15 protein-coding genes are annotated in these 19,200 nt (G+C 66.0%); 3 read left to right on the top strand and 12 right to left on the bottom strand.

The window, feature by feature from the left end:
* Window positions 1–84: 84 nt before the first annotated feature.
* A complete protein-coding gene (locus CAG22_RS15135) occupies window positions 85–933 on the bottom strand; it encodes a shikimate dehydrogenase (protein WP_025338504.1) in 849 nt (282 codons plus the stop codon).
* Entirely contained in the window at window positions 930–1,379 is a 450-nt protein-coding gene (gene aroQ, locus CAG22_RS15130; protein WP_085592233.1) for a type II 3-dehydroquinate dehydratase, read from the bottom strand. The genes CAG22_RS15135 and aroQ overlap by 4 nt, the downstream gene beginning before the upstream one ends.
* A 329-nt stretch (window positions 1,380–1,708) precedes the next feature.
* Here aroQ and CAG22_RS15125 point away from each other — a divergent pair, with 329 nt between their 5' ends.
* The 3 genes from CAG22_RS15125 to CAG22_RS15115 are packed head-to-tail and all read left to right on the top strand — an operon-like array spanning window position 1,709 to window position 7,302.
* Window positions 1,709–2,962, top strand: coding sequence for a TolC family protein (locus CAG22_RS15125; protein WP_085705704.1), 1,254 nt, complete (start codon window positions 1,709–1,711; stop codon window positions 2,960–2,962).
* Window positions 2,955–4,154: an efflux RND transporter periplasmic adaptor subunit gene (locus CAG22_RS15120; RefSeq protein ID WP_085705703.1), complete on the top strand. Its 1,200-nt coding sequence runs from the start codon at window positions 2,955–2,957 to the stop codon at window positions 4,152–4,154. Before CAG22_RS15125 ends, CAG22_RS15120 begins: the two co-directional genes overlap by 8 nt.
* Window positions 4,155–4,170: 16 nt before the next feature.
* The gene (locus CAG22_RS15115) at window positions 4,171–7,302 is read left to right on the top strand and encodes an efflux RND transporter permease subunit (protein ID WP_085705702.1); all 3,132 of its coding nucleotides are present in this window, start codon (window positions 4,171–4,173) and stop codon (window positions 7,300–7,302) included.
* Here CAG22_RS15115 and CAG22_RS15110 read toward each other — a convergent pair.
* From CAG22_RS15110 to CAG22_RS15065, 10 genes are all read right to left on the bottom strand, one after another.
* Window positions 7,299–8,636, bottom strand: a complete 1,338-nt coding sequence (locus tag CAG22_RS15110; protein WP_085617616.1) for an MFS transporter — start codon at window positions 8,634–8,636, stop codon at window positions 7,299–7,301. The two genes, CAG22_RS15115 and CAG22_RS15110, sit on opposite strands and share 4 nt — an antisense overlap.
* A gap of 263 nt (window positions 8,637–8,899) precedes the next feature.
* On the bottom strand, window positions 8,900–11,050 hold the full coding sequence (locus CAG22_RS15105) for a TonB-dependent siderophore receptor (protein WP_085705701.1): 2,151 nt from the start codon (window positions 11,048–11,050) through the stop codon (window positions 8,900–8,902).
* A 68-nt stretch (window positions 11,051–11,118) separates the two neighbouring features.
* On the bottom strand, window positions 11,119–11,529 hold the full coding sequence (locus tag CAG22_RS15100) for a DUF2946 family protein (protein ID WP_085705700.1): 411 nt from the start codon (window positions 11,527–11,529) through the stop codon (window positions 11,119–11,121).
* A 136-nt stretch (window positions 11,530–11,665) separates the two neighbouring features.
* Complete coding sequence (locus CAG22_RS15095) at window positions 11,666–12,442, bottom strand: ParA family protein (protein ID WP_085692114.1); 777 nt, start codon at window positions 12,440–12,442, stop codon at window positions 11,666–11,668.
* 227 nt (window positions 12,443–12,669) lie between these two features.
* Window positions 12,670–14,241 (bottom strand): sensor domain-containing diguanylate cyclase, encoded by a 1,572-nt coding sequence (locus CAG22_RS15090; RefSeq protein ID WP_085705699.1) that lies wholly within the window; start codon window positions 14,239–14,241, stop codon window positions 12,670–12,672.
* A 78-nt stretch (window positions 14,242–14,319) separates the two neighbouring features.
* Window positions 14,320–14,799: a hypothetical protein gene (locus CAG22_RS15085; RefSeq protein ID WP_085663195.1), complete on the bottom strand. Its 480-nt coding sequence runs from the start codon at window positions 14,797–14,799 to the stop codon at window positions 14,320–14,322.
* 208 nt (window positions 14,800–15,007) lie between these two features.
* A complete protein-coding gene (locus CAG22_RS15080; protein WP_085705698.1) occupies window positions 15,008–16,348 on the bottom strand; it encodes an OprD family porin in 1,341 nt (446 codons plus the stop codon).
* 16 nt (window positions 16,349–16,364) lie between these two features.
* Window positions 16,365–17,153, bottom strand: a complete 789-nt coding sequence (locus tag CAG22_RS15075; protein ID WP_085592256.1) for an ABC transporter ATP-binding protein — start codon at window positions 17,151–17,153, stop codon at window positions 16,365–16,367.
* Window positions 17,150–18,166: an iron ABC transporter permease gene (locus CAG22_RS15070; protein ID WP_084785139.1), complete on the bottom strand. Its 1,017-nt coding sequence runs from the start codon at window positions 18,164–18,166 to the stop codon at window positions 17,150–17,152. The genes CAG22_RS15075 and CAG22_RS15070 overlap by 4 nt, the downstream gene beginning before the upstream one ends.
* The gene (locus CAG22_RS15065; RefSeq protein WP_085705697.1) at window positions 18,166–19,182 is read right to left on the bottom strand and encodes an ABC transporter substrate-binding protein; all 1,017 of its coding nucleotides are present in this window, start codon (window positions 19,180–19,182) and stop codon (window positions 18,166–18,168) included. Before CAG22_RS15065 ends, CAG22_RS15070 begins: the two co-directional genes overlap by 1 nt.
* Between the last annotated feature and the right edge of the window lie 18 nt (window positions 19,183–19,200).

Genomic DNA, 19,200 nt, shown 5'->3' with positions numbered 1-19,200 from the left:
CGCTCCCACAGGTACTGCACCGCTTGCAGACTGTGCGATCCCTGTGGGAGCGGGTTTACCCGCGAAGAAGCCAACAGCGATCCGTCAGGTGAAACTGGCAAAGTGCGCCTGCATCCGCGCCGCATCCGCCTGGCGCCCGCTGAACAGCTCGAACGCCTTCACCGCCTGGAACACGGCCATGTTGCTGCCATCCAGGGTGCGGCAGCCCAGCGCCCGGGCGGCGCGCAGCAGTTCGGTCTCCAGCGGGAAGTAGATGATCTCCGCCACCCACAGGCGCGCATGCAGCAACTCCACCGGCAGCGGTGTGCCCGGCAGCTTGGCCATGCCCACCGGTGTGGTGTTGACCAGCCCGTCCGCCTCGGCCAGGGCCGTGGCCAGGTCGTTGCCGACCACGGCGCGCCCGGCACCGAAATGGGCATTCAGGTTGTCCACCAGGGCCTGCGCACGGGCCGCGTCCACTTCGAACAGTACCAGCCGCTCGACCCCTTCACCCAGCAGGGCATGGGCCACGGCCGAACCGGCACCACCGGCACCCATCTGCACCACCTGGCGCCGTGCCACATCAGGCAGGCCACGGCGCAAGCCTTCGGCAAAGCCCAGGCAGTCGGTGTTGTGGCCGACCCGCTTGCCGTCCTTGAGCACCACGGTGTTCACCGCGCCGATGCCGCGGGCTTCGTCCGACAGTTCGTCGAGCAGTGGCAGGATCGCCTGCTTGAACGGATAGGTGATGTTGAGCCCGGTGAAACCGGTGTGCTGGGCGGCGTCGAGCAGGCCGGGCAGGGCGCTGTCGTCCAGTTGCAACTGGTCGGCATCGATCAGCCGGTACAGGTAGCGCAGCGCCTGGGCATCACCTTCGTGTTCGTGCAGGGCAGGGGTGCGTGACAGCTGGATGCCGCGACCGATCAGGCCGGCGAGGATGGCTTGCTGGCTCATGCGTTGTGCTCCTGCAACATTTCGGCGAAGTGGCTGATGGCCATGCGGTAGCCATGGCTGCCCAGGCCGCAGATGACCCCGACGGCGATGGACGATACGAACGACAGGTGACGGAACGGTTCGCGCTTGTGCACGTTGGACAGGTGCACCTCGATTACCGGCACTTCGCTGGCCACCAGGGCATCGCGGATGGCCACCGAGGTATGGGTCCAGGCACCGGGGTTGATCACGATGCCGGCGCAGCGGCCACGGGCGGCATGGATCCAGTCGATCAGTTCGCCTTCGTGGTTGGTTTGGCGGAATTCGATTTCCAGGCCGTGGGCATGGGCGGTATCGGCACAGCCCTGGGCCAGGTCGGCGAGGGTTTCGTGGCCATATTGGGCAGGCTCGCGGGTGCCCAGCATGTTCAGGTTGGGGCCGTTGAGCACGAGAATGAGGGGCTTCATGACGGGCATCGCTTTGTTGTTGTTGGATGCGTCTAGTTTTGTACCGACTGGTTAGTTTAGTCAATTGGACTAAACCGCTGTACCGGGAAAGTGGGCGATTATCGAACTTGATATCGCCTGTACCGGCCCTATCGCCGGCAAGCCAGCTCCCACAGGAACTCCATAGGGCTCCAGCTTTGTCACGGACCTGTGGGAGCTGGCTTGCCGGCGATAGGACCAGAGCAGACAGCCTGCAGCTTGATTACAAAATTGTAATTTTCCCGCCACCGCCCCGATAAGCACGGCTTTCTACAGTCCCTCGCCAAAGCTCGCTGACGAGGACCTGTTTCGTGCCCATCCCCCGCAAGACCGCCTTGCTCTGCCTGTTGCTGGCTGTTGCCGCCAGCGCCCAGGCCAGCCAGAGCCTGAGCCTGCCGCAGGCGCTTGACGCCGCCTTTGCCCAGAACCCGGAGCTGGCCGCGGCCGGCCGGGAAATCGGCATTGCCGATGGCGAGCGGCGCCAGGCCGGGCTGATCCCCAACCCGGAGCTGTCCTGGGAGGTCGAGGACACCCGCCGTGACACCAGCACCACCACTGTCACCCTCAGCCAACCGCTGGAGCTGGGCGGCAAGCGCGGTGCACGCATCGCCGTGGCCGGTGCCGGCCAGGCCATTGCCCAGCTGGACCTGGAGCGCCAGCGCAACGGCTTGCGCGCCGATGTGGTGCAGGCGTTCCACGCGGCCCTGCGCGCGCAGACCGCGCTGGAACTGGCGCAGCAATCGCAGGCGTTGACCGAGCGTGGGCTGCGGGCGGTGCAGGGGCGGGTGACCGCTGGCCAGTCATCGCCCGTGGAGGCCACCCGGGCCCAGGTGCAGTTGGCCCAGGCCCAGGCTGAAGTGCGCCGTGCGCAAACCCAGCGCAGTGTGGCTTACCAGGCCCTGGCACGGTTGACCGGCAGCCCGCTGGCAAGCTTCGACCAGTTGCAGGCCGCCAACCTGTCCCCCGGTGATGCGCCCAGCGCCGACGCCCTGCTCGACCAGGTCGAGCAAACGGCTGAATGGCGCCTGGCCGCCGCCCAGGTCGAGCGCGGCGAAGCGTCCCTGGGTTCGGAAAAGGCCCTGCGCATACCCAACCTCACCGTCAGCCTTGGCAGCCAGTACAGCCGCGAAGACCGCGAGCGGGTCAATGTGGTGGGCCTGTCGATGCCCTTGCCGCTGTTCGACCGCAACCAGGGCAACGTGCTGGCCGCGGCCCGCCGTGCCGACCAGGCGCGTGACCTGCGCAACGCCGTGGAGCTGCGCCTGCGCAGTGAAACCCGCAGCGCCGTCAGCCAGTGGGCCACGGCCATGCAGGAAGTGCAGGCCTATGACCGCACCATCCTGCCTTCTGCCCAGCAGGCCGTGGACACCGCCACACGCGGTTTCGAAATGGGCAAGTTCGCCTTTCTCGATGTGCTCGACGCCCAGCGCACGCTGATCGAGGCGCGCGGGCTGTACCTCGAGGCGCTGGCCTCGGCGACCGACGCGCGGGCGCAGGTCGAGCGGATCTATGGCGACCTCGATGGGCTGAGCAACAAATTGAACAGCAGGAGCAACAATGACTAATCCACGCAAGATAGCCCTTCTGGCCGCCGCCATTGCCGCGCTTGGCCTCGGTGGCCTGGCCTGGACCGGCAACCTCGGCAAGGCGTCGAGCACTGAAGCCCGGCACGACGACCACGGCGAAGACAGCCACGGCCACGGCGAGGAACAGGCCGGCGAAGGCCACGAAGAAGAGGAGGGCAAGCTGCACCTGTCCATCGCCCAGATCGAAGCTGCCGGTGTGCAACTGGCCTATGCCGGCCCTCGTGAACTGGGCACCGCCATCAGCTTCCCGGGTGAAATCCGCTTCGACGAGGACCGCACCGCCCACGTCGTGCCACGCGTGCCCGGTGTGGTCGAGTCGGTGCAAGCCGAGCTGGGCCAGGCGGTCAAGCGTGGTCAGGTGCTGGCGGTAATCGCCAGCCAGCAGATTTCCGACCTGCGCAGCGAACAACAGGCTGCCCAGCGCCGCCTGGAACTGGCGCGCCTGACCTTCCAGCGCGAACAGCAGCTGTGGCTGGAACGCATCAGTGCCGAGCAGGATTACCTGCAGGCCCGCCAGGCGTTGCAGGAAGCCGAGATTGCCTTGGCCAACGCCCGGCAGAAAGTCGCCGCCGTGGGCCCGGCCGGCGCCGGCAACCGCTATGAACTGCGCGCGCCGTTCGATGCAGTGGTGGTGGAAAAGCACCTGACCGTGGGCGAGGTGGTCGATGAGACCAGCAATGCCTTCACCCTGTCTGACCTGAGCCGGGTCTGGGCCACCTTCGCCGTCGCCCCGCGCGACCTGGACAAGGTGACCACCGGCCGCAATGTCACGGTCAGCGCGCCGGACCTGGGCGCCCAGGTCGAGGGCAAGGTCAACTACGTCGGCAGCCTGCTCGGCGAGCAGAACCGTGCCGCCACTGTCCGCGCCACGCTGGCCAACCCCAACGGCGCCTGGCGCCCCGGGCTGTTCGTCAATGTCGCGGTCAGCGTCGAACGCTTCAACGCCGCCGTGGTGGTACCGCAAAGCGCACTGCAAACCTGGGAGGAGCAGACCGTGGTGTTTGCCCGTACCGAGGAAGGCTTCGAGGCTCGCCCGGTGAAGACCGGCCGCCGCGACGCCGGCCAGGTGGAAATCACCACCGGCCTTGCCGCCGGAACCCAGGTGGCCGCTGCCGGCAGCTTTGTCCTCAAGTCCGAGCTGGGCAAAGGCTCGGCCGAGCACAGCCATTGATCACGGGGACGCTTGCATGTTCGAACGCCTGATCCAATTCGCCATCGAGCAGCGCCTGGTGGTGATGCTGGCCGTGGTCCTGATGGCCGCGGTGGGTATCCACAGCTACCAGAAACTGCCGATCGACGCTGTACCGGACATCACCAACGTCCAGGTGCAGATCAATACCGCCGCCCCCGGCTATTCGCCGCTGGAGACCGAGCAGCGCATCACCTTCGCCATCGAGACCGCCATGGCCGGCCTGCCCGGGCTCAAGCAGACCCGCTCGCTGTCGCGTTCGGGCCTGTCGCAGGTCACGGTCATTTTCGACGACGGCACCGACCTGTTCTTCGCCCGCCAACTGGTCAACGAGCGCCTGCAAGTGGCGCGTGAGCAGTTGCCCGACGGCATCGAAGCGGGCATGGGGCCGATTTCCACCGGGCTGGGTGAAATCTTCCTGTGGACGGTGGAAGCCGAGCAGGGCGCGCTGAAGGAAGACGGCACGCCCTACACCCCGACCGACTTGCGGGTGATCCAGGACTGGATCATCAAGCCGCAGTTGCGCAACGTGCCCGGGGTGGCCGAGGTCAACAGCATCGGCGGCCATGCCAAGCAGTACCTGATTGCGCCGGAGCCCAAGCGCCTGGCGGCCTACAAACTCACCCTCAACGACCTGATCGCGGCGCTGGAGCGCAACAACGCCAACGTCGGCGCCGGTTACATCGAGCGCAATGGCGAGCAGTTGCTGATTCGCGCGCCAGGCCAGGTGGCGTCGGCCGAGGACATCGCCAACATCGTCATCTCCAGTGTCGATGGCACGCCAATTCGCGTCAGCCATGTTGCCCAGGTCGGCCTGGGCGAAGAACTGCGCTCGGGCGCGGCCACCGAAAACGGCCGGGAAGTGGTGCTGGGCACGGTGTTCATGCTGATTGGCGAGAACAGCCGCACGGTGTCACAGGCGGTTGCCGCCAAGCTGGTCGAGATCAACCGCAACCTGCCCAAGGGCGTGGTCGCGGTGACGGTGTACGACCGCACCGACCTGGTGGAAAAGGCCATCGCCACGGTGAAGAAGAACCTGGTCGAAGGTGCCATTCTGGTCATCGCTGTGTTGTTCCTGTTCCTGGGCAACATCCGCGCTGCGCTGATCACCGCCATGGTCATTCCGTTGTCGATGCTGTTCACCTTCACCGGCATGTTCAGCAACAAGGTCAGCGCCAACCTGATGAGCCTGGGCGCACTGGACTTCGGCATCATCGTCGACGGCGCGGTGGTGATCGTGGAGAACGCCATCCGCCGCCTGGCCCACGCCCAGCAACGCCATGGCCGCATGCTGACCCGCACCGAGCGCTTCCATGAAGTGTTCGCTGCCGCCCGTGAGGCGCGCCGGCCGCTGATCTACGGCCAGCTGATCATCATGGTGGTGTACCTGCCGATCTTTGCCCTGACCGGGGTGGAGGGCAAGATGTTCCACCCTATGGCCTTTACCGTGGTCATCGCCCTGCTTGGTGCCATGATCCTCTCGGTTACCTTCGTGCCGGCGGCCATTGCCCTGTTCGTCACCGGCAAGGTCAAGGAAGAGGAAGGCCTGGTAATGCGCACGGCGCGTCAGCGCTATGCCCCGGTGCTGGCCTGGGTGCTGGGCCGGCGCAAGCTGGCGTTCGCTGGCGCCGCTACCCTGGTGTTGCTGTCCGGAGTTATGGCCAGCCGCATGGGCAGCGAGTTCATCCCCAGCCTCAGCGAAGGCGACTTTGCCCTGCAGGCTTTGCGCGTGCCGGGCACCAGCCTGTCGCAGTCGGTCGACATGCAGCAGCGCCTGGAACAGGCGATCATCGCCCAGGTGCCGGAAGTGGAGCGGGTGTTCGCCCGCACCGGCACCGCCGAGATCGCCTCCGACCCGATGCCGCCGAACATTTCCGACGCCTATGTGATGCTGCGTCCGCGTGAGCAATGGGGCGACCCGGGCAAGCCGCGTGATGAGCTGATCGCCGAGGTACAACGCGCCGCCGCCAGCGTGCCGGGCAGCAACTACGAGCTGTCGCAGCCGATCCAGCTGCGCTTCAACGAGCTGATATCCGGGGTGCGCAGCGATGTGGCGGTGAAGCTGTTCGGTGATGACATGGATGTGCTCAACCGCACCGCCGCGCAGGTCGCCAGCAGCCTGCAAGGCGTGCCGGGCGCATCCGAGGTAAAGGTCGAGCAGACTACCGGCCTGCCGGTGCTGACCATCGATATCGACCGCGACAAGGCGGCCCGCCATGGCCTTAACGTGGGCGATGTGCAGGACGCCATTGCCATTGCCGTGGGTGGCCGCACGGCCGGCACGTTGTACGAAGGTGACCGCCGTTTCGACATGGTGGTGCGCCTGTCGGAACCCCTGCGCACCGATGTCGAAGGGCTGGGCAGCCTGCTGATTCCGGTGCCGGCCAGTGCTGCTACGGGTGCGGGGCAAATAGGCTTCATCCCGCTGTCACAGGTAGCCACGCTGAACCTGCAGCTGGGGCCGAACCAGGTCAGCCGCGAGGATGGCAAGCGGGTGGTGGTGGTCAGTGCCAACGTGCGTGGGCGTGACCTGGGTTCGTTCGTCGAGGAGGCCGAGCAGACGCTGATTCAGCAGGTGCAGATACCGCCGGGTTACTGGACCCGCTGGGGTGGCCAGTTCGAGCAACTGCAGTCGGCGGCCGAGCGCCTGCAGGTGGTGGTACCGGTGGCCTTGCTGCTGGTCATGGCGCTGTTGCTGATGATGTTCAACAACCTCAGGGATGGCCTGCTGGTGTTCACCGGCATCCCGTTCGCCCTTACCGGCGGGGTGCTGGCGCTGTGGTTGCGGGACATTCCGTTGTCCATTTCCGCTGGCGTGGGGTTCATTGCCTTGTCGGGGGTGGCGGTGCTCAACGGGCTGGTGATGATCGCCTTTATCCGTGGCCTGCGGGAGGAAGGGCGCACGCTGCGGGCAGCGGTCGAGGAGGGCGCGCTGACGCGCTTGCGGCCGGTGCTGATGACGGCACTGGTGGCGTCGCTGGGGTTCATCCCGATGGCCTTGGCGACCGGGACCGGGGCCGAGGTGCAAAGGCCGCTGGCGACCGTGGTGATTGGCGGGATTCTGTCGTCCACCGCACTGACCTTGCTGGTGTTGCCGGCGATGGGCCGCACAGCGGCCCCAAAATCCTAAACGGTACGACGAGCCCCAGCCCTTGCACCGTCGCCCCCAGCCTCATCATGCAACGAAATCCGCGAAGTCTCCGGCAACGCCAACCCACCCACCAACGCCACCAGCGCAATCACCACCAGGTAGAACGCCGGTGCCAGGCTGCTGCCGGTCTGCCCGATCAGCCAGGTCGCCACCAGCGGTGCGGTGCCGCCAAACAGTGTATAGGCCACGTTGTAGGTAATTGCCGAAGCGGTATAGCGGGTGCGGGTAGGGAAGCTTTCCGACAGCAATGCCGCCGTGACCACGCCACTGCACAACGCCCCCACCGCCAGCAGGATCACCCCCAGCAGCGCACCGGACATCGAGCCGGAACTGGCCAGCCAGTACGCCGGGAACACGCACAGCATCACCCACAGGCAGGTAAAGCCGATGGTCTTGCGCCGCCCGACGCGGTCCGAGAACGCCCCGGCCAGCGGGCAGCCGACCGCGGCGAACAGCAGGGCCACGGTGGTTACCAGCAGCGATTGCGCGCGGGTCAGGTTGCCGACCAGTTGCAGGTAGGTGGCGAAGTAGGTGGTGAACATGTAGAACGACAGCGCGGTCAGCGAGATGAAGGCCCCCAGGTTGCGGATCGCCCGGCCATGGTTGCGCAGGGTTTCCTTGAGCGGCGAATGTTCATGCTCCTTGCCCTGGGCGATGGCTTCGCGGAACGCCGGGGTTTCTTCCATGCGCCAGCGCAGGTACAGGCCGACCAGCCCCAGCGGCGCGGCGATCAAGAACGGGATGCGCCAGCCCCAGGCGTTCATCGCCTCGGCCGACAGGCTGGCTTCCAGGCCATAGGCAATCACTGCCGCGCAGGCAAAGGCGGAAAAGGTCGACACCGGTACGAAGCTGCCATAGAAGGCGCGCTTGTCGTTGGGCGCATGCTCCATCAGGTAGGCGCAGGCCCCGGCATACTCGCCACCGGCGGAAAAGCCCTGCAGGCAGCGCGCCAGGGTCAGCAGCGCGGGGGCTGCCAGGCCGATGCTGGCGTAGGTCGGCAGCAGGCCGATGAGGGTCGTGGAGCCGGCCATCAGCAGGATGGTCAGCGACAGGATGCGCTTGCGCCCCAGGCGGTCACCCAGCGCGCCGAACACGATGCCGCCCAGCGGGCGCAGGGCGAACGCCACGGCGAACACCGCAAAGGTCTTGAGCAAGGCCACGCTGGCGTCTTCGCTGGCGAAGAACTGGCTGGCGATCAGGGTAGCGAGAAAGCCGTAGACGGCGAAGTCGAACCATTCGACGAAATTGCCGATGGCCGAGGCGGCGATCACCCGGCGCAGGGTGGCGGGGGATACCTCGTGAGGTGCGGGCATGCGAGTGCTCTCCGGTTCCATTGGCAGGCATGATGAAAGTGGCGCGGTCGGGCCGCGCCATCATTGTTGTGCTTGCCAGTAGATAGCCGGGCGCTGGAAGGCGTTTTGTCGAGGGCGACCTCGGGATACCTGAATCAACCGAACATGGTGGGCTGCTCCTGATGGCCCTATCGCCGGCAAGCCAGCTCCCACAGAATTTGCACCGCACTCAAGGCTTGTGCAGTACCTGTGGGAGCTGGCTTGCCGGCGATAGGGCCATGGGTTCAGAAGCGCATGTCCAGCGCCAGTTCGAAGGTACGCGGCGGCCCCATGTAGTACTGGCTGTTGTAGGCCTGCTTGGCATACACCTCGTCGGTCAGGTTGCGTACCCGCCCGGTGAGCGTGGTGTGTTCATCCAGCCGGTAGCGGGCGAACGCGCCGAACAGGGTGTACGCCGGGGCCTTGAGGCTGTTGGCGTTGTCGGCATACACCGAGCCCACGTAGCGCCCGTCTGCCCCCACCGACCACGCCGGGGTCAGGCTGTAGGTCAGCCACAGGTTGGCGACGCTGGCCGGTACGTTCACCGGTGCGTTGCCCTTGCGCGATACCGACACGCCGTTGACCGCCTCGTTGAACTCGTCGTAGTGCGCATCGACATAGGCATAGTTGGCCTCGGCCAGCAGCTTCGGCGTCACCTGCAGGCGCCCGGACAACTCGACACCGCGTGAGGTCTGCTGCCCGGCCTGGACCGTGAGGTTGGCGTCGTTGGAGTCGCGCACGGCAAAGTCCTTGCGCACGATCTGGTACAGCGCCAGCGTGGCCGCGCCGCGCCCGTCGAGAAAGTCGAACTTGCTGCCCACTTCCCACTGCTCGCCCTTGGACAGGTCGAACAGCCCGACGTTGGAATAGGTCGCTGCCGCCAGCGAGCCGGCCGGCAAGTCGGCAGAGGTACTGTACTGCGCATAGACGCTGGCGGACGGGGTCAGCGCGTAGGTCAGGCCGATACGCCCGGAAAGCGGTTCCCAGCGCCGTTCGAAGAACGCCGGCGAGGTTGGCGTGACCGCGCCGTAGTTGGTCACCTGCATGTCCAGGTAGTCGTAGCGCAGGGCGGTCAGCAGGGCCAGGCGTTCGGTGAGTTGCAGGCGGTTTTCGGCAAACACCGCGCGGTTGGTCACCTCGTGGCGGCGTTGCTTGGTCAGGCCGGCATTCACCCCGGGAATGTCGTCGAAGCTGCCGGGGTCGAAGTGCTCGGCATCGACCACATCGCTCCAGCTGCTCGAGGTGGGGTAGAGGGTCTGGCGCATGCGCGAGTACTCCAGCCCCAGCGACCACTGGCTGGCCAGGCCGAACAGCTGGTTGTCGTGGCGCAGTTCGATGCGGTCGCCCAGCAGGTTCTGGTCGTGGCGCTGCAGGTAAGGGCTGCTGCGTCGTACCCTGCCATCGTCGGTGTAGCTGTAGCGTTCGAGGTTGCGGTAATCGCGCTGGGCGTTGTAGTGGTAAAGCGTGTTCTGCACGCTGGTGCTGTCGCTGAGCTGGTAGTCGAGGATCGAGCGTAGCCAGCGTACCCGCTGCTCATAGCGCCCGTCGCCGACGTTGTAGTTTTCGAAGCGGCGGCTGTTGTCGATCTTCATCGTGCTGCGCCCGGGCAAGATCGGCGAGCCCCAGTAAGGGCTGTCTTCGCGGTCTTCCTGATACTCCAGGGCCAGGGTGTGGGTGAGGTTGGGCGTGAGGTCGCTCAGCAACGAGAAGGCCAGGCTGTCGGTGTGCCGTTCGTTGCGGTCGATGTAGCCGTTGCCCTGCCCGCGGCTGAAGTCCAGGCGCATGAAGTGGCGAGCATCGGCGGGGTTGCTGGCCAGTGCCTGGTTGATGCCGAACGCCACTTCGCTGTCGTCGAAGCTGCCATGGCGGATACGGCCGTCGATGGTCTGCTGATCGCGGCTGGCCAGCTTGGTGATGTAGTTGATCGAGCCGCCCACCGCGCCCGCACCATGCAGGAACGACGATGGCCCGCCGATCAGTTCGACGCGGTCGAGCACCCAGGCATCCACTGGCCGGGTGGCGCTGCTGTAGCCCAGGTTGATGCCGTTGTACAACTGGGTAACCTGGTTCTGGGTGAAGCCGCGGTAGGCGACGAAGCCGCCAAAGCCGGGGTTGGCCGAGGCATTGACGCCGGTCATGGCGTTGATCACGTCCTGGCTGTCCTTGGCGCCGCGCTCTTCGATCAGGCGGCGGTCCGAGACACTGACCGAGGCCGGCGTTTCCCGCGCGGTGAGCCCCAGGCGCGAGCCGGTGCGGATCGGCTCGTCCAGTTGCACGCCGCTGGCGGCGTCGCGTTCACCGTCGATGGTGGTGGCGCTCAGTTCCACCGGGGCAGCATCCGCCCAGGCAAGGTTGCAGGTGCCCATGAGGAGCACCAGGGAGGTTTTGCGAAGCATGTTGGTGTGTCTTCCACGCAAAGGTCATGGCTGACCGCGAGCGCGCAGTCAGGCGCGCCCGGCTGAGGTCAGGCGAAATGAAGTACGGCTGCGGGGAAAGCGACGGGGGAGGCGCGGGGGTTGAGGGCGGGGCGTTGATAGCGCGGCGGCGGTTGCGCCCAGCTGCGCACCACGATGGGCGATGTGGCCACGGCTTGCGTAGGGGTGAACGACCAGCCTCCGCTGCTGAGCGGCACGGCCAGGCCGAACGAGGAGCACACCGGGCAGTCGAGCTGGGCCATGTGCTGGTCGCCGCCGGCGCCATCCAGGTCGATGGCAACGCCGTGTTCGCTGTTGATCGAGCAGAAACCGCCTTCCAGGCCGGCCAGGCGCAGGCCACCCATCTGGCCATGGTGCAGGCCGCACAGAACCAGGCTGAACAGGACACTGGCGTAGAGCGTCCAGGCGGTCAGCGTGCGGGTATGCCGGGTGGTTTTCATGGCGGCGAATCTACCATCCGGACGAACGGTCGGGTAGTGCTTCGGGCTTGATATTTTTGGGGCTGCAATTTGACGCGATGCCTTGTAGAAGCGGCCTTGCGTCGCGAAAGGGGCGCAAAGCGCCCCCAGGGTTCTGTCAGGCCGCACGCTCCAGTACATCCAGCAAATCAACAAACTCCAGCGCCAGTTTATGCCGCGGCGCCAGGTGCACCAGCGGCACCGAGGCCTGGTGCGATTCACGCATCTTGATCGAACTGCTCAGGTACACCGGCAGCACCGGCATGCCTTCACCGCGCAATTGCTCGACCAGGGTCTGGTGCAGCGCGGTGCGCCCGGCGAACTGGTTGACCACCACACCTTCCACCTGCAACGCCGGGTTGTGGTCCTGGCGCAGTTCTTCGACCTCGGCCATGACGCAGTGCAGGGCCTGGCGCGAAAAGCTGTCGCAGTCGAACGGGATCAACAGCCGCTCGGCCGCCACCAGCGCGCTGAAGGTATAGAAGTTTAGCGCCGGCGGGGTGTCGATGTAGATCCGCTCGTAGTCCTCGCCCAGTTCCACCAGCAGCTTGCGCAGCTTGTTGATCTTGAACTTGCTCTCCAGCTTGCCTTGCAGGTCGCTGAGGTCGGGGCTGGCGGTCACCAGGTGCAGGTTTCTGTAGCGGGTTTCGGTGATCGCCACCCGGTGCTTCTTGCCGGCAGCGGTGACTGGCGACAAGGTCTGGCGGAAGAAATCGGCGATGCCGGAAGGAATGGCGTCATTGACCAGGCCGGTCAGGTAGTAGGTGGCATTGGCCTGAGGGTCGAGGTCGACCAGCAAGGTCCGGTAGCCTTCGGCGGCGCTGGCGGCGGCAAGGTTGCAGGCGATGCTGGATTTTCCGACGCCACCTTTCTGATTGAAAACCACACGACGCATTAGACGCTCATCCATGAAGTGAAAATGTCAGGTTGGGGTCAATCCTATGACTGGAACAAGACAGTTTTATGACAAGGAATGTTACAGCCTGCCCATTCATCATGGTTTGTGCCGGCCCTTTCGCGGGCATGCCCGCTCCCACAGGGAACAATGTTCGAGAGCGTGTCACATTCCCTTGTGGGAGCGGGCGCGCCCGCGAAAGGGCCGGTACAGGAGAAACAAGGTGCTCAGGCAACCACTACCCGATTACGCCCCTCCTGCTTGGCCCGGTAAAGGGCCCGGTCAGCCTCGCTCAACGCATCCCCCGGTTCGCTCTCGGTCTCGCCATCCCAATGCGCCACCCCCAGCGACACGGTCACCGCCCCCACCGGCTCCACTGGCGTATCCTGCACCGTTACCCGCAGCCGCTCGGCCACCACTGCCGCAACGTCCAGGCCGGCCCCCGGCAGCAGCATCAGGAACTCCTCGCCGCCGGTGCGGCACAGCAGGTCACCCTCGCGGCAGCAGCGGCGCATCAGCTCCGCCAGCCGGCGCAGCACCTGGTCGCCCACCTCGTGCCCGTGGCAGTCGTTTACCCGCTTGAAATGGTCGACATCCAGCACGATGGCCGCAAATGCCCGGCCCTCGGCTTCCAGCAACGACAGGTTGAACTCCAGGCTGCGGCGGTTGCCCAGGCCGGTCAGCGGGTCGGTCTGGGCGTCGCGGTTGAGCCGGCCGATGCGTTCATGCAGCAGGTTCAGCCCGAACAGCAGCGCGCGCTTCAGCTCGGCCGCCTCGAAGTACCAGGCCGGTACCCGATGCAGGCGCTCGGCAGTGCCGGCCCGGTCCATCGAGCGGGCGCCGGCGGCCAGCTGCCACAGCGGCCGGGCGATGGTCATGGCCAGCCACCACAGCAGCATGCTGCCCACCAGCGCCAACGGTGCGGAGGTGCCGACCACGTTGAGGATCAGGTGGCTAAGCGGCGTCACTGTCTGGGTCAGCGGCTGCTGCGCCACCACGCCCCAACCGGCGCTGGGCACGGTGGCGTATCCGGCGAGCATTTCCACGCCGAGGCTGTTGGTCAATTGCCGGGTACCATTGCCCAGGCCCGCCAGCTGGTCGATCAATTCATTGCCTTCAACCACCGTCCCTACGCGCTGGCTGTCGGGGTGATACAGCAGACGGCGGTTGCGGTCGACCACGTACAGGTAGGAACCATCCTTGTAGAAATGCTCCCCCAGCAGGCTGTTGAGGATGTTGCGTTCACGCAGGTACAGGCTGCCGCCGACATACCCCAGGTAGCGGCCGTTGCTGTCGTAAATGGGTTGCGACAGCGCCACCACCAGGTTGTTGGCCGCCGAAATGTAGGGCGTCGACACCAGTGGGCGGCGCGCCTGTAGCGCCTCCTGGACCCCGGGCGAATGCATGTGGCTGCCGACCAGGTGCCGCAAAGGGGCGGGGGAAATCGCCAACAGCACCCCGTTGGCATCGATCACGAACGTGGAATTGAAGGCCATGCTCTGGCTCAGGACACGCTCGGTCTCCGCCTGCAGGGCGACAGCGTCACCCAGCTGGCGGCCTTGCACACCAGCGCTGAACGACAGCTGCTGCAAGGCGTTGTCGATAAAGGTCTCGGTGATGCTTGCCAGCTTCATCGCATACACCCGGTTGGCTTCCAGGGCATGGTCGATCAGCAGTTGGCGTTGCACCCGGTAGCTGGCGAAGTAGCTGGCGCACAGCATGACCACGGCGGTAAGGGCGCAAAGCACCAGAATGAGTGTGCGTAGATCCAGGCGCAGTCCGTGCTTGGCGTGTGGCAATCCTGACCTCGGGTGATCGAAAAACAGCTACGAAATGGGAACAACCTTACGCCTTATGAGCGCAGTGGGGAACCGCGTTCAGGAGCCTGCCTTTTCCAGCGCGTCCAGTTCGTCTTCCACCTGCTGCATGCGCTGCTCGGCCAGGGCCTGCACCTTCGCGTCGCGGGCCGATTCGCGCATCAGGGCGGTGAGCTTTTCGCTCAGGCGCTTGCCGGCCTCGGTGTCTTCCAGGGCACGGGCCTTGGCCGGGTCCTGAGTGGCCTCGACGATGGTGGCGAACTCGGCATCGCTGAAGTTCTTTTCGCTGTACAGGCGAAAAAGGTCCTGGCGCTGGTCCTCGACGGTCAGGTGCTTGCGCAGCACGCCCTGGATGGTCGCCTGCGGCAGCTGCGGGTGCGTGCGGCCGAGCAGCGCGGCCATGCGCTCGATGTTGTGCGTGTAGGCATCCTGCAGCGGCAGCTGGGCCAGGATCTGTTCTTCACGGGAGGGTTTCTGGTCGCAGGCGGTGAGGGCTGCAGTCAGCAGCAGGGGCAGCAGCAACTTCTGGAGGCGAGGCATGGCGTGGCCTGGTTGGGCAGTGAGTGCTGCCGATTATACGGCAGTTGTGGTTGCCTGATGGATTTTGGGGGCCGCTGTGCGGCCCATCGCGACACAAGGCCGCTCCTACAGGGATCGCGCTTGGCCAGATCTGTATGCGAATCCCTTGTAGGAGCGGCCTTGTGTCGCGATGGGCTGCAAAGCAGCCCCATTCAGGCAACGCGGAGCATCAGAACCCACCCCCCAACGGCCATTCCACCGCCAACCGTATCTGGTCCCCATCCAGCTCCGCCTGCGCCGTATTGCCCCGATGCACGTTATGCCGCAGCGAAAACGCGGTGCCCTTGGCCTTGCCGCTCTGCACCACATACCGTGCCTCCAGGTCGCGCTCCCAATGCTTGCCCCCCTTGCCATACCCCAGGTACGCATACCCGCCCGCAGGGTCGACATGGCTGCCGTCGATATCGAACCCGCGCACGTACAACGCCGTCAGGTTCAACCCCGGTACGCCGTAGGCGCCCATGTTCAAGTCATAGCGCGCCTGCCACGACTTCTCGTTCGGTGCGTTGAAGTCCGACATCTGCACCGCGTTGGCAATGAAGATCGCCCCTCGCGTCACGTAGTCGAATGGCGTGTTGCCGTCCACCTGCTGCCAGCCCAGGCTGAAACCGTGCGGCCCGTGGTCGTAACGCGAGACCAGGCTCCAGGTGGTGTTGTCGATGTGCCCGGACAGCGCCTTGCCGATATCGGTGGTGCGGTACAGGTTGAGGTCGAGGGTGAGGCTGCGTCGCTCATCCAGGGCATGGCTGAGGGTGCTGCCCAGGTAATGCTGCTTCCAGCTGTCCTGGTAGCGTGAGGTGTACAGGCTGCCGCTGAAGGCGGCGCCGGGGTTCCACACCACGCCGGCCAAATCGAAGCTGTTGCCCTGGCGGCCATTGGAGTAGTTCACCACGAAGCCCTGGTCGTGGCTGGAAGCATTGCGGTCGGCGCTCTCGTTGAAGTGCCCGGCCACCAGCCTGAGGTGGTTGAACTCGGTGCTGTCAAGGAAGAACCCGGTCGCGGTCTCGGGCAGCAGGCGGCTGTCGGAGGAACTGAACACCGGGGTCTTGACCCGTTGCTCACCGTAGGACAGCACGGTATCGGACATGCGCAGTTTCAGCGCCGCGCCGGCACGGCTGTATTCGTTCTTCGGGTGCCCCTCGTTATCCACCCCGAGCAAGCGTGCCTTGCCCACGCGCCCGCCGCCGCTGTCGAGTTGCACGCCCAGGTAGGCGTGGGCGTCGACCCCGACACCGATCAGCCCCTGGGTAAAACCGGACCGGAAGGTGCCCATCAGGCCATAGGCCCATTCCTCGGCCTTGCCGCTACGTTCATCGCGCGGCTTGTAGGCGTTGCGCCCGGCACTGTTGCGCCCGCCATGCTTGTAGTCGCGCTGGTCGAATACGCTGCGGTTGAGCAGGCTCCAGCGGCCATCCTCGACAAAACCGTTGCTTTGCGACTGGGCGGAGTCGGCCAGCGCAGGGGGCGCGAGCAGGGCGCTGGCGAGCAGCAGGGCGACAGGGCGCGGCATGGGCAGAACTTCCTGTTCAGGGGGCGCGAAAACGCAGGATGCGCGCGCCGTCGAAGGGGTCGATGAGGTAATGGGCGTGCACGCCGAAGGTGTTCAGCAGGCGCTCGGGTGTAAGCACCTCGAGCGGTTTGCCGAGGGCGACCAGGCGGCCCTTGTCGAGCACCGCGACGCGGTCGCAGGTGAGCGCCTGATTCAGGTCGTGCAAGGCCACCAGGGTGGTCACCGGCAGGGCCTGCACCTGTTGCAACAGGCTCAGCTGGTGCTGGATATCCAGGTGGTTGGTCGGCTCGTCCAGCAGTAGCACCTGCGGCCGCTGTGCCAGGGCACGGGCGATGTGCACGCGCTGGCGCTCGCCACCGGACAGCGACCCCCACAGGCGGGTACGCAGGTGCAGGGCGTCGAGGTCGGCCAGGGCCTGCTCGACGATCGCGCGGTCCTCCCGGGAGAACGGCGCCAGCGCCGACAGCCAGGGGGTGCGGCCCAGGGCAACGGCATCGAACACGCTGATCGCATCGAGGGTGTCGGCCTGCTGTTCGACCAGCGCCAAGGCCTGGGCGACACGGCGGCGGGGCAACCGTGCCAGCGGTTCGCCCAGCAGTTGCACGCTGCCGCTGCCTGGCTTGCGCAGCCCGGCCAGCACCTTCAGCAGCGAGGATTTGCCGGAGCCGTTGGGGCCGACAATGCCCAGGGTTTCACCGGCGACAACGCTCAGTTCGATATCGCTGAGCACGGTGTTGCCGGCCAGTTGCAGCCCCAGGTTCTGGCAACTCAAGGGGGCCAGCTGTAGCGCCGTCATGACCGTCATGGGCGCCCCCGGCGGCTGACCAGGATCAGCGCGAAGACCGGTGCGCCGAGCAGCGCGGTGACCACGCCAACGGGGATCACCTGGCCAGGGATCAAGGTGCGCGACAGGATGTCGGCGGCAATCAGGAACAGTGCCCCGCCCAGTGCGCTGGCGGGCAGCAGGCGGCTGTGCCCGGGGCCGAGCAGCAGGCGCAGGGCATGGGGGATCACCAGCCCGACAAAACCGATGGCGCCGACGATGGAAACCATCACGGCGGTCACCAGCGCCGCGCAGCTGATCAGCAACAACTGGGTACGCCGCACCGGGATGCCCAGCGATGCCGCCGAGTCGGCACCGAAGGTGAAGGCATCCAAGGCACGGCGATGCCACAGGCACACCAACAGCCCGAACAGTACAACTGGCACGGCCAGCCACACCGAAGGCCAACGCACGCCACTGAGGTTGCCCAGCAGCCAGAACAGGATGCCGCGCGCCTGCTCGGCGGTGGCCGACATGGTGATGAGGAAGGCGGTAAGGGCGTTGAACAGTTGCGAGCCGGCGATCCCGGCAAGGATCACCTGGGCATTGTTGCTGCTGGGGCCGGCTGCCCGAGCCAGCACCAGCACCAGGGCGAACGCTGCCAGGGCGCCGATGAAGGCACCGCCGGACATGCTCAGCGCCAGGCTGCCGAAGCCTAGCAGGCCCACCAGCACCGCACCGGTCGAGGCGCCGGCAGACAGCCCCAGCAGGTAAGGCTCAGCCAACGGGTTGCGCAACAGTGCCTGGAGGATCACGCCGCAGGTGGCCAGGCCGGCGCCGCAGGCTGCAGCGACCAGGGTGCGGGGCAAGCGGTAGTTCCAGACGATGCCGGCGTCGATCGGGTCGACCGGATAGCCGGCCTGCCACAGGTGGTTGGCCAGCACCTGGCCGACCACGCCGGGCGACAGGTTGGTTTCGCCGATGGCGGTGCCGGCCAGCAGGGCCGCCAACAGGGCGGCCAGGGCAACGGCGATGCAGGGTAACAGGCGCATCATCACTGGGCTGCTTTGCCGCTGGCGAAGGCGGTGGCCAGTGTCTGCAGGCCGCTGAACAAGCGAATGCCGGCCTGCATGGCGTCGGCGTCGAGGATGATGATGCGATCGTGCTTCACCGCGTCCATGTTGCGCGTTACCGGGTCGCTACGCAGGAATGCCAGCTTCTTCTGGTAGTCGTCGGCGGGGTAGCGGCGGCGGTCCATGCGGGCAATGATCAGCCAGGTGGGGTTGGCCTTGGCCAGGGTTTCCCAGCCTACGGTCGGCCATTCTTCGCTGGACTCGACCACGTTGCGCACGCCAAGGGTGCGCAGCATGAAGTCGGCGACCCCCTGGCGGCCCGCCACGTAGGGATCGATGTGCAGGTCGGCGCTGGAGAACCAGAACAGCGCCGAGGTGGCGGACAGGTCCTTGTCGGCCAGTTGCGCCTTGGCACTGTCCAATCGGCCTTTGAGTTCGGCATTCAGGGCCGTGCCACGGTCCTGCACGTCGAAGATTGCCGCCAGCTGGCTGACGCTTTTGTAGATAGTGTCGACCTGGAACGCCTGCAGGCGGGTGCCATCGGCGCCCACCAGGTTGTCCTTGCCTTCGCAGTCGGACGGCAGCAGGTAGGTGGGGATGCCCAGTTCATCGAACTGCTCGCGGGTGCCGACCACGCCCTGGGCACCGACCATCCATTCGAACTGCACCGTCACCAGTTGCGGGCGCTTGCCCACTACTGCCTCGAAGCTGGGCTCGTTGTCGGCCAGGCGCGGCACCTTGGCGTTCTGCACCTGGTACTCGGGCAGCACATTGTTGAACCACAGCGAGGTGGCCGCCAGTTTGTCGCCCAGCCCCAGCGCGTAGAGCATCTCGGTACCGGCCTGGCCAATGGTGACCGTGCGTTGCGGTGCCTGGGCGAAGGTTTGCGGCTTGCCGCAGTTGTCGACCGTCAGCGGGTAATGGGTGGCAGCAGCCTGGGCCAGGCCGGTGAGGCCGAGGCCGAGGCCGGCGAGCAGAGTGGCAAAACGGGGCAGCATGCTGGGCGATCTCCTATC

Source organism: Pseudomonas sp. B8(2017), assembly GCF_002113575.1.
Taxonomy (GTDB): Bacteria; Pseudomonadota; Gammaproteobacteria; order Pseudomonadales; family Pseudomonadaceae; genus Aquipseudomonas; species Aquipseudomonas putida_Z.
This window is presented reverse-complemented; position numbering and strand designations above follow the sequence as displayed.

Coding starts and splice junctions, on each gene's coding strand:
- aroQ (WP_085592233.1), bottom strand. CDS start 1,379: ATGAAGCCCCTCATTCTCGTGCTCAACGGCCCCAACCTGAACATGCTG.
- CAG22_RS15120 (WP_085705703.1), top strand. CDS start 2,955: ATGACTAATCCACGCAAGATAGCCCTTCTGGCCGCCGCCATTGCCGCG.
- CAG22_RS15095 (WP_085692114.1), bottom strand. CDS start 12,442: ATGCGTCGTGTGGTTTTCAATCAGAAAGGTGGCGTCGGAAAATCCAGC.
- CAG22_RS15075 (WP_085592256.1), bottom strand. CDS start 17,153: ATGACGGTCATGACGGCGCTACAGCTGGCCCCCTTGAGTTGCCAGAAC.
- CAG22_RS15115 (WP_085705702.1), top strand. CDS start 4,171: ATGTTCGAACGCCTGATCCAATTCGCCATCGAGCAGCGCCTGGTGGTG.
- CAG22_RS15100 (WP_085705700.1), bottom strand. CDS start 11,529: ATGAAAACCACCCGGCATACCCGCACGCTGACCGCCTGGACGCTCTAC.
- CAG22_RS15135 (WP_025338504.1), bottom strand. CDS start 933: ATGAGCCAGCAAGCCATCCTCGCCGGCCTGATCGGTCGCGGCATCCAG.
- CAG22_RS15110 (WP_085617616.1), bottom strand. CDS start 8,636: ATGCCCGCACCTCACGAGGTATCCCCCGCCACCCTGCGCCGGGTGATC.
- CAG22_RS15105 (WP_085705701.1), bottom strand. CDS start 11,050: ATGCTTCGCAAAACCTCCCTGGTGCTCCTCATGGGCACCTGCAACCTT.
- CAG22_RS15085 (WP_085663195.1), bottom strand. CDS start 14,799: ATGCCTCGCCTCCAGAAGTTGCTGCTGCCCCTGCTGCTGACTGCAGCC.
- CAG22_RS15070 (WP_084785139.1), bottom strand. CDS start 18,166: ATGATGCGCCTGTTACCCTGCATCGCCGTTGCCCTGGCCGCCCTGTTG.
- CAG22_RS15065 (WP_085705697.1), bottom strand. CDS start 19,182: ATGCTGCCCCGTTTTGCCACTCTGCTCGCCGGCCTCGGCCTCGGCCTC.
- CAG22_RS15080 (WP_085705698.1), bottom strand. CDS start 16,348: ATGCCGCGCCCTGTCGCCCTGCTGCTCGCCAGCGCCCTGCTCGCGCCC.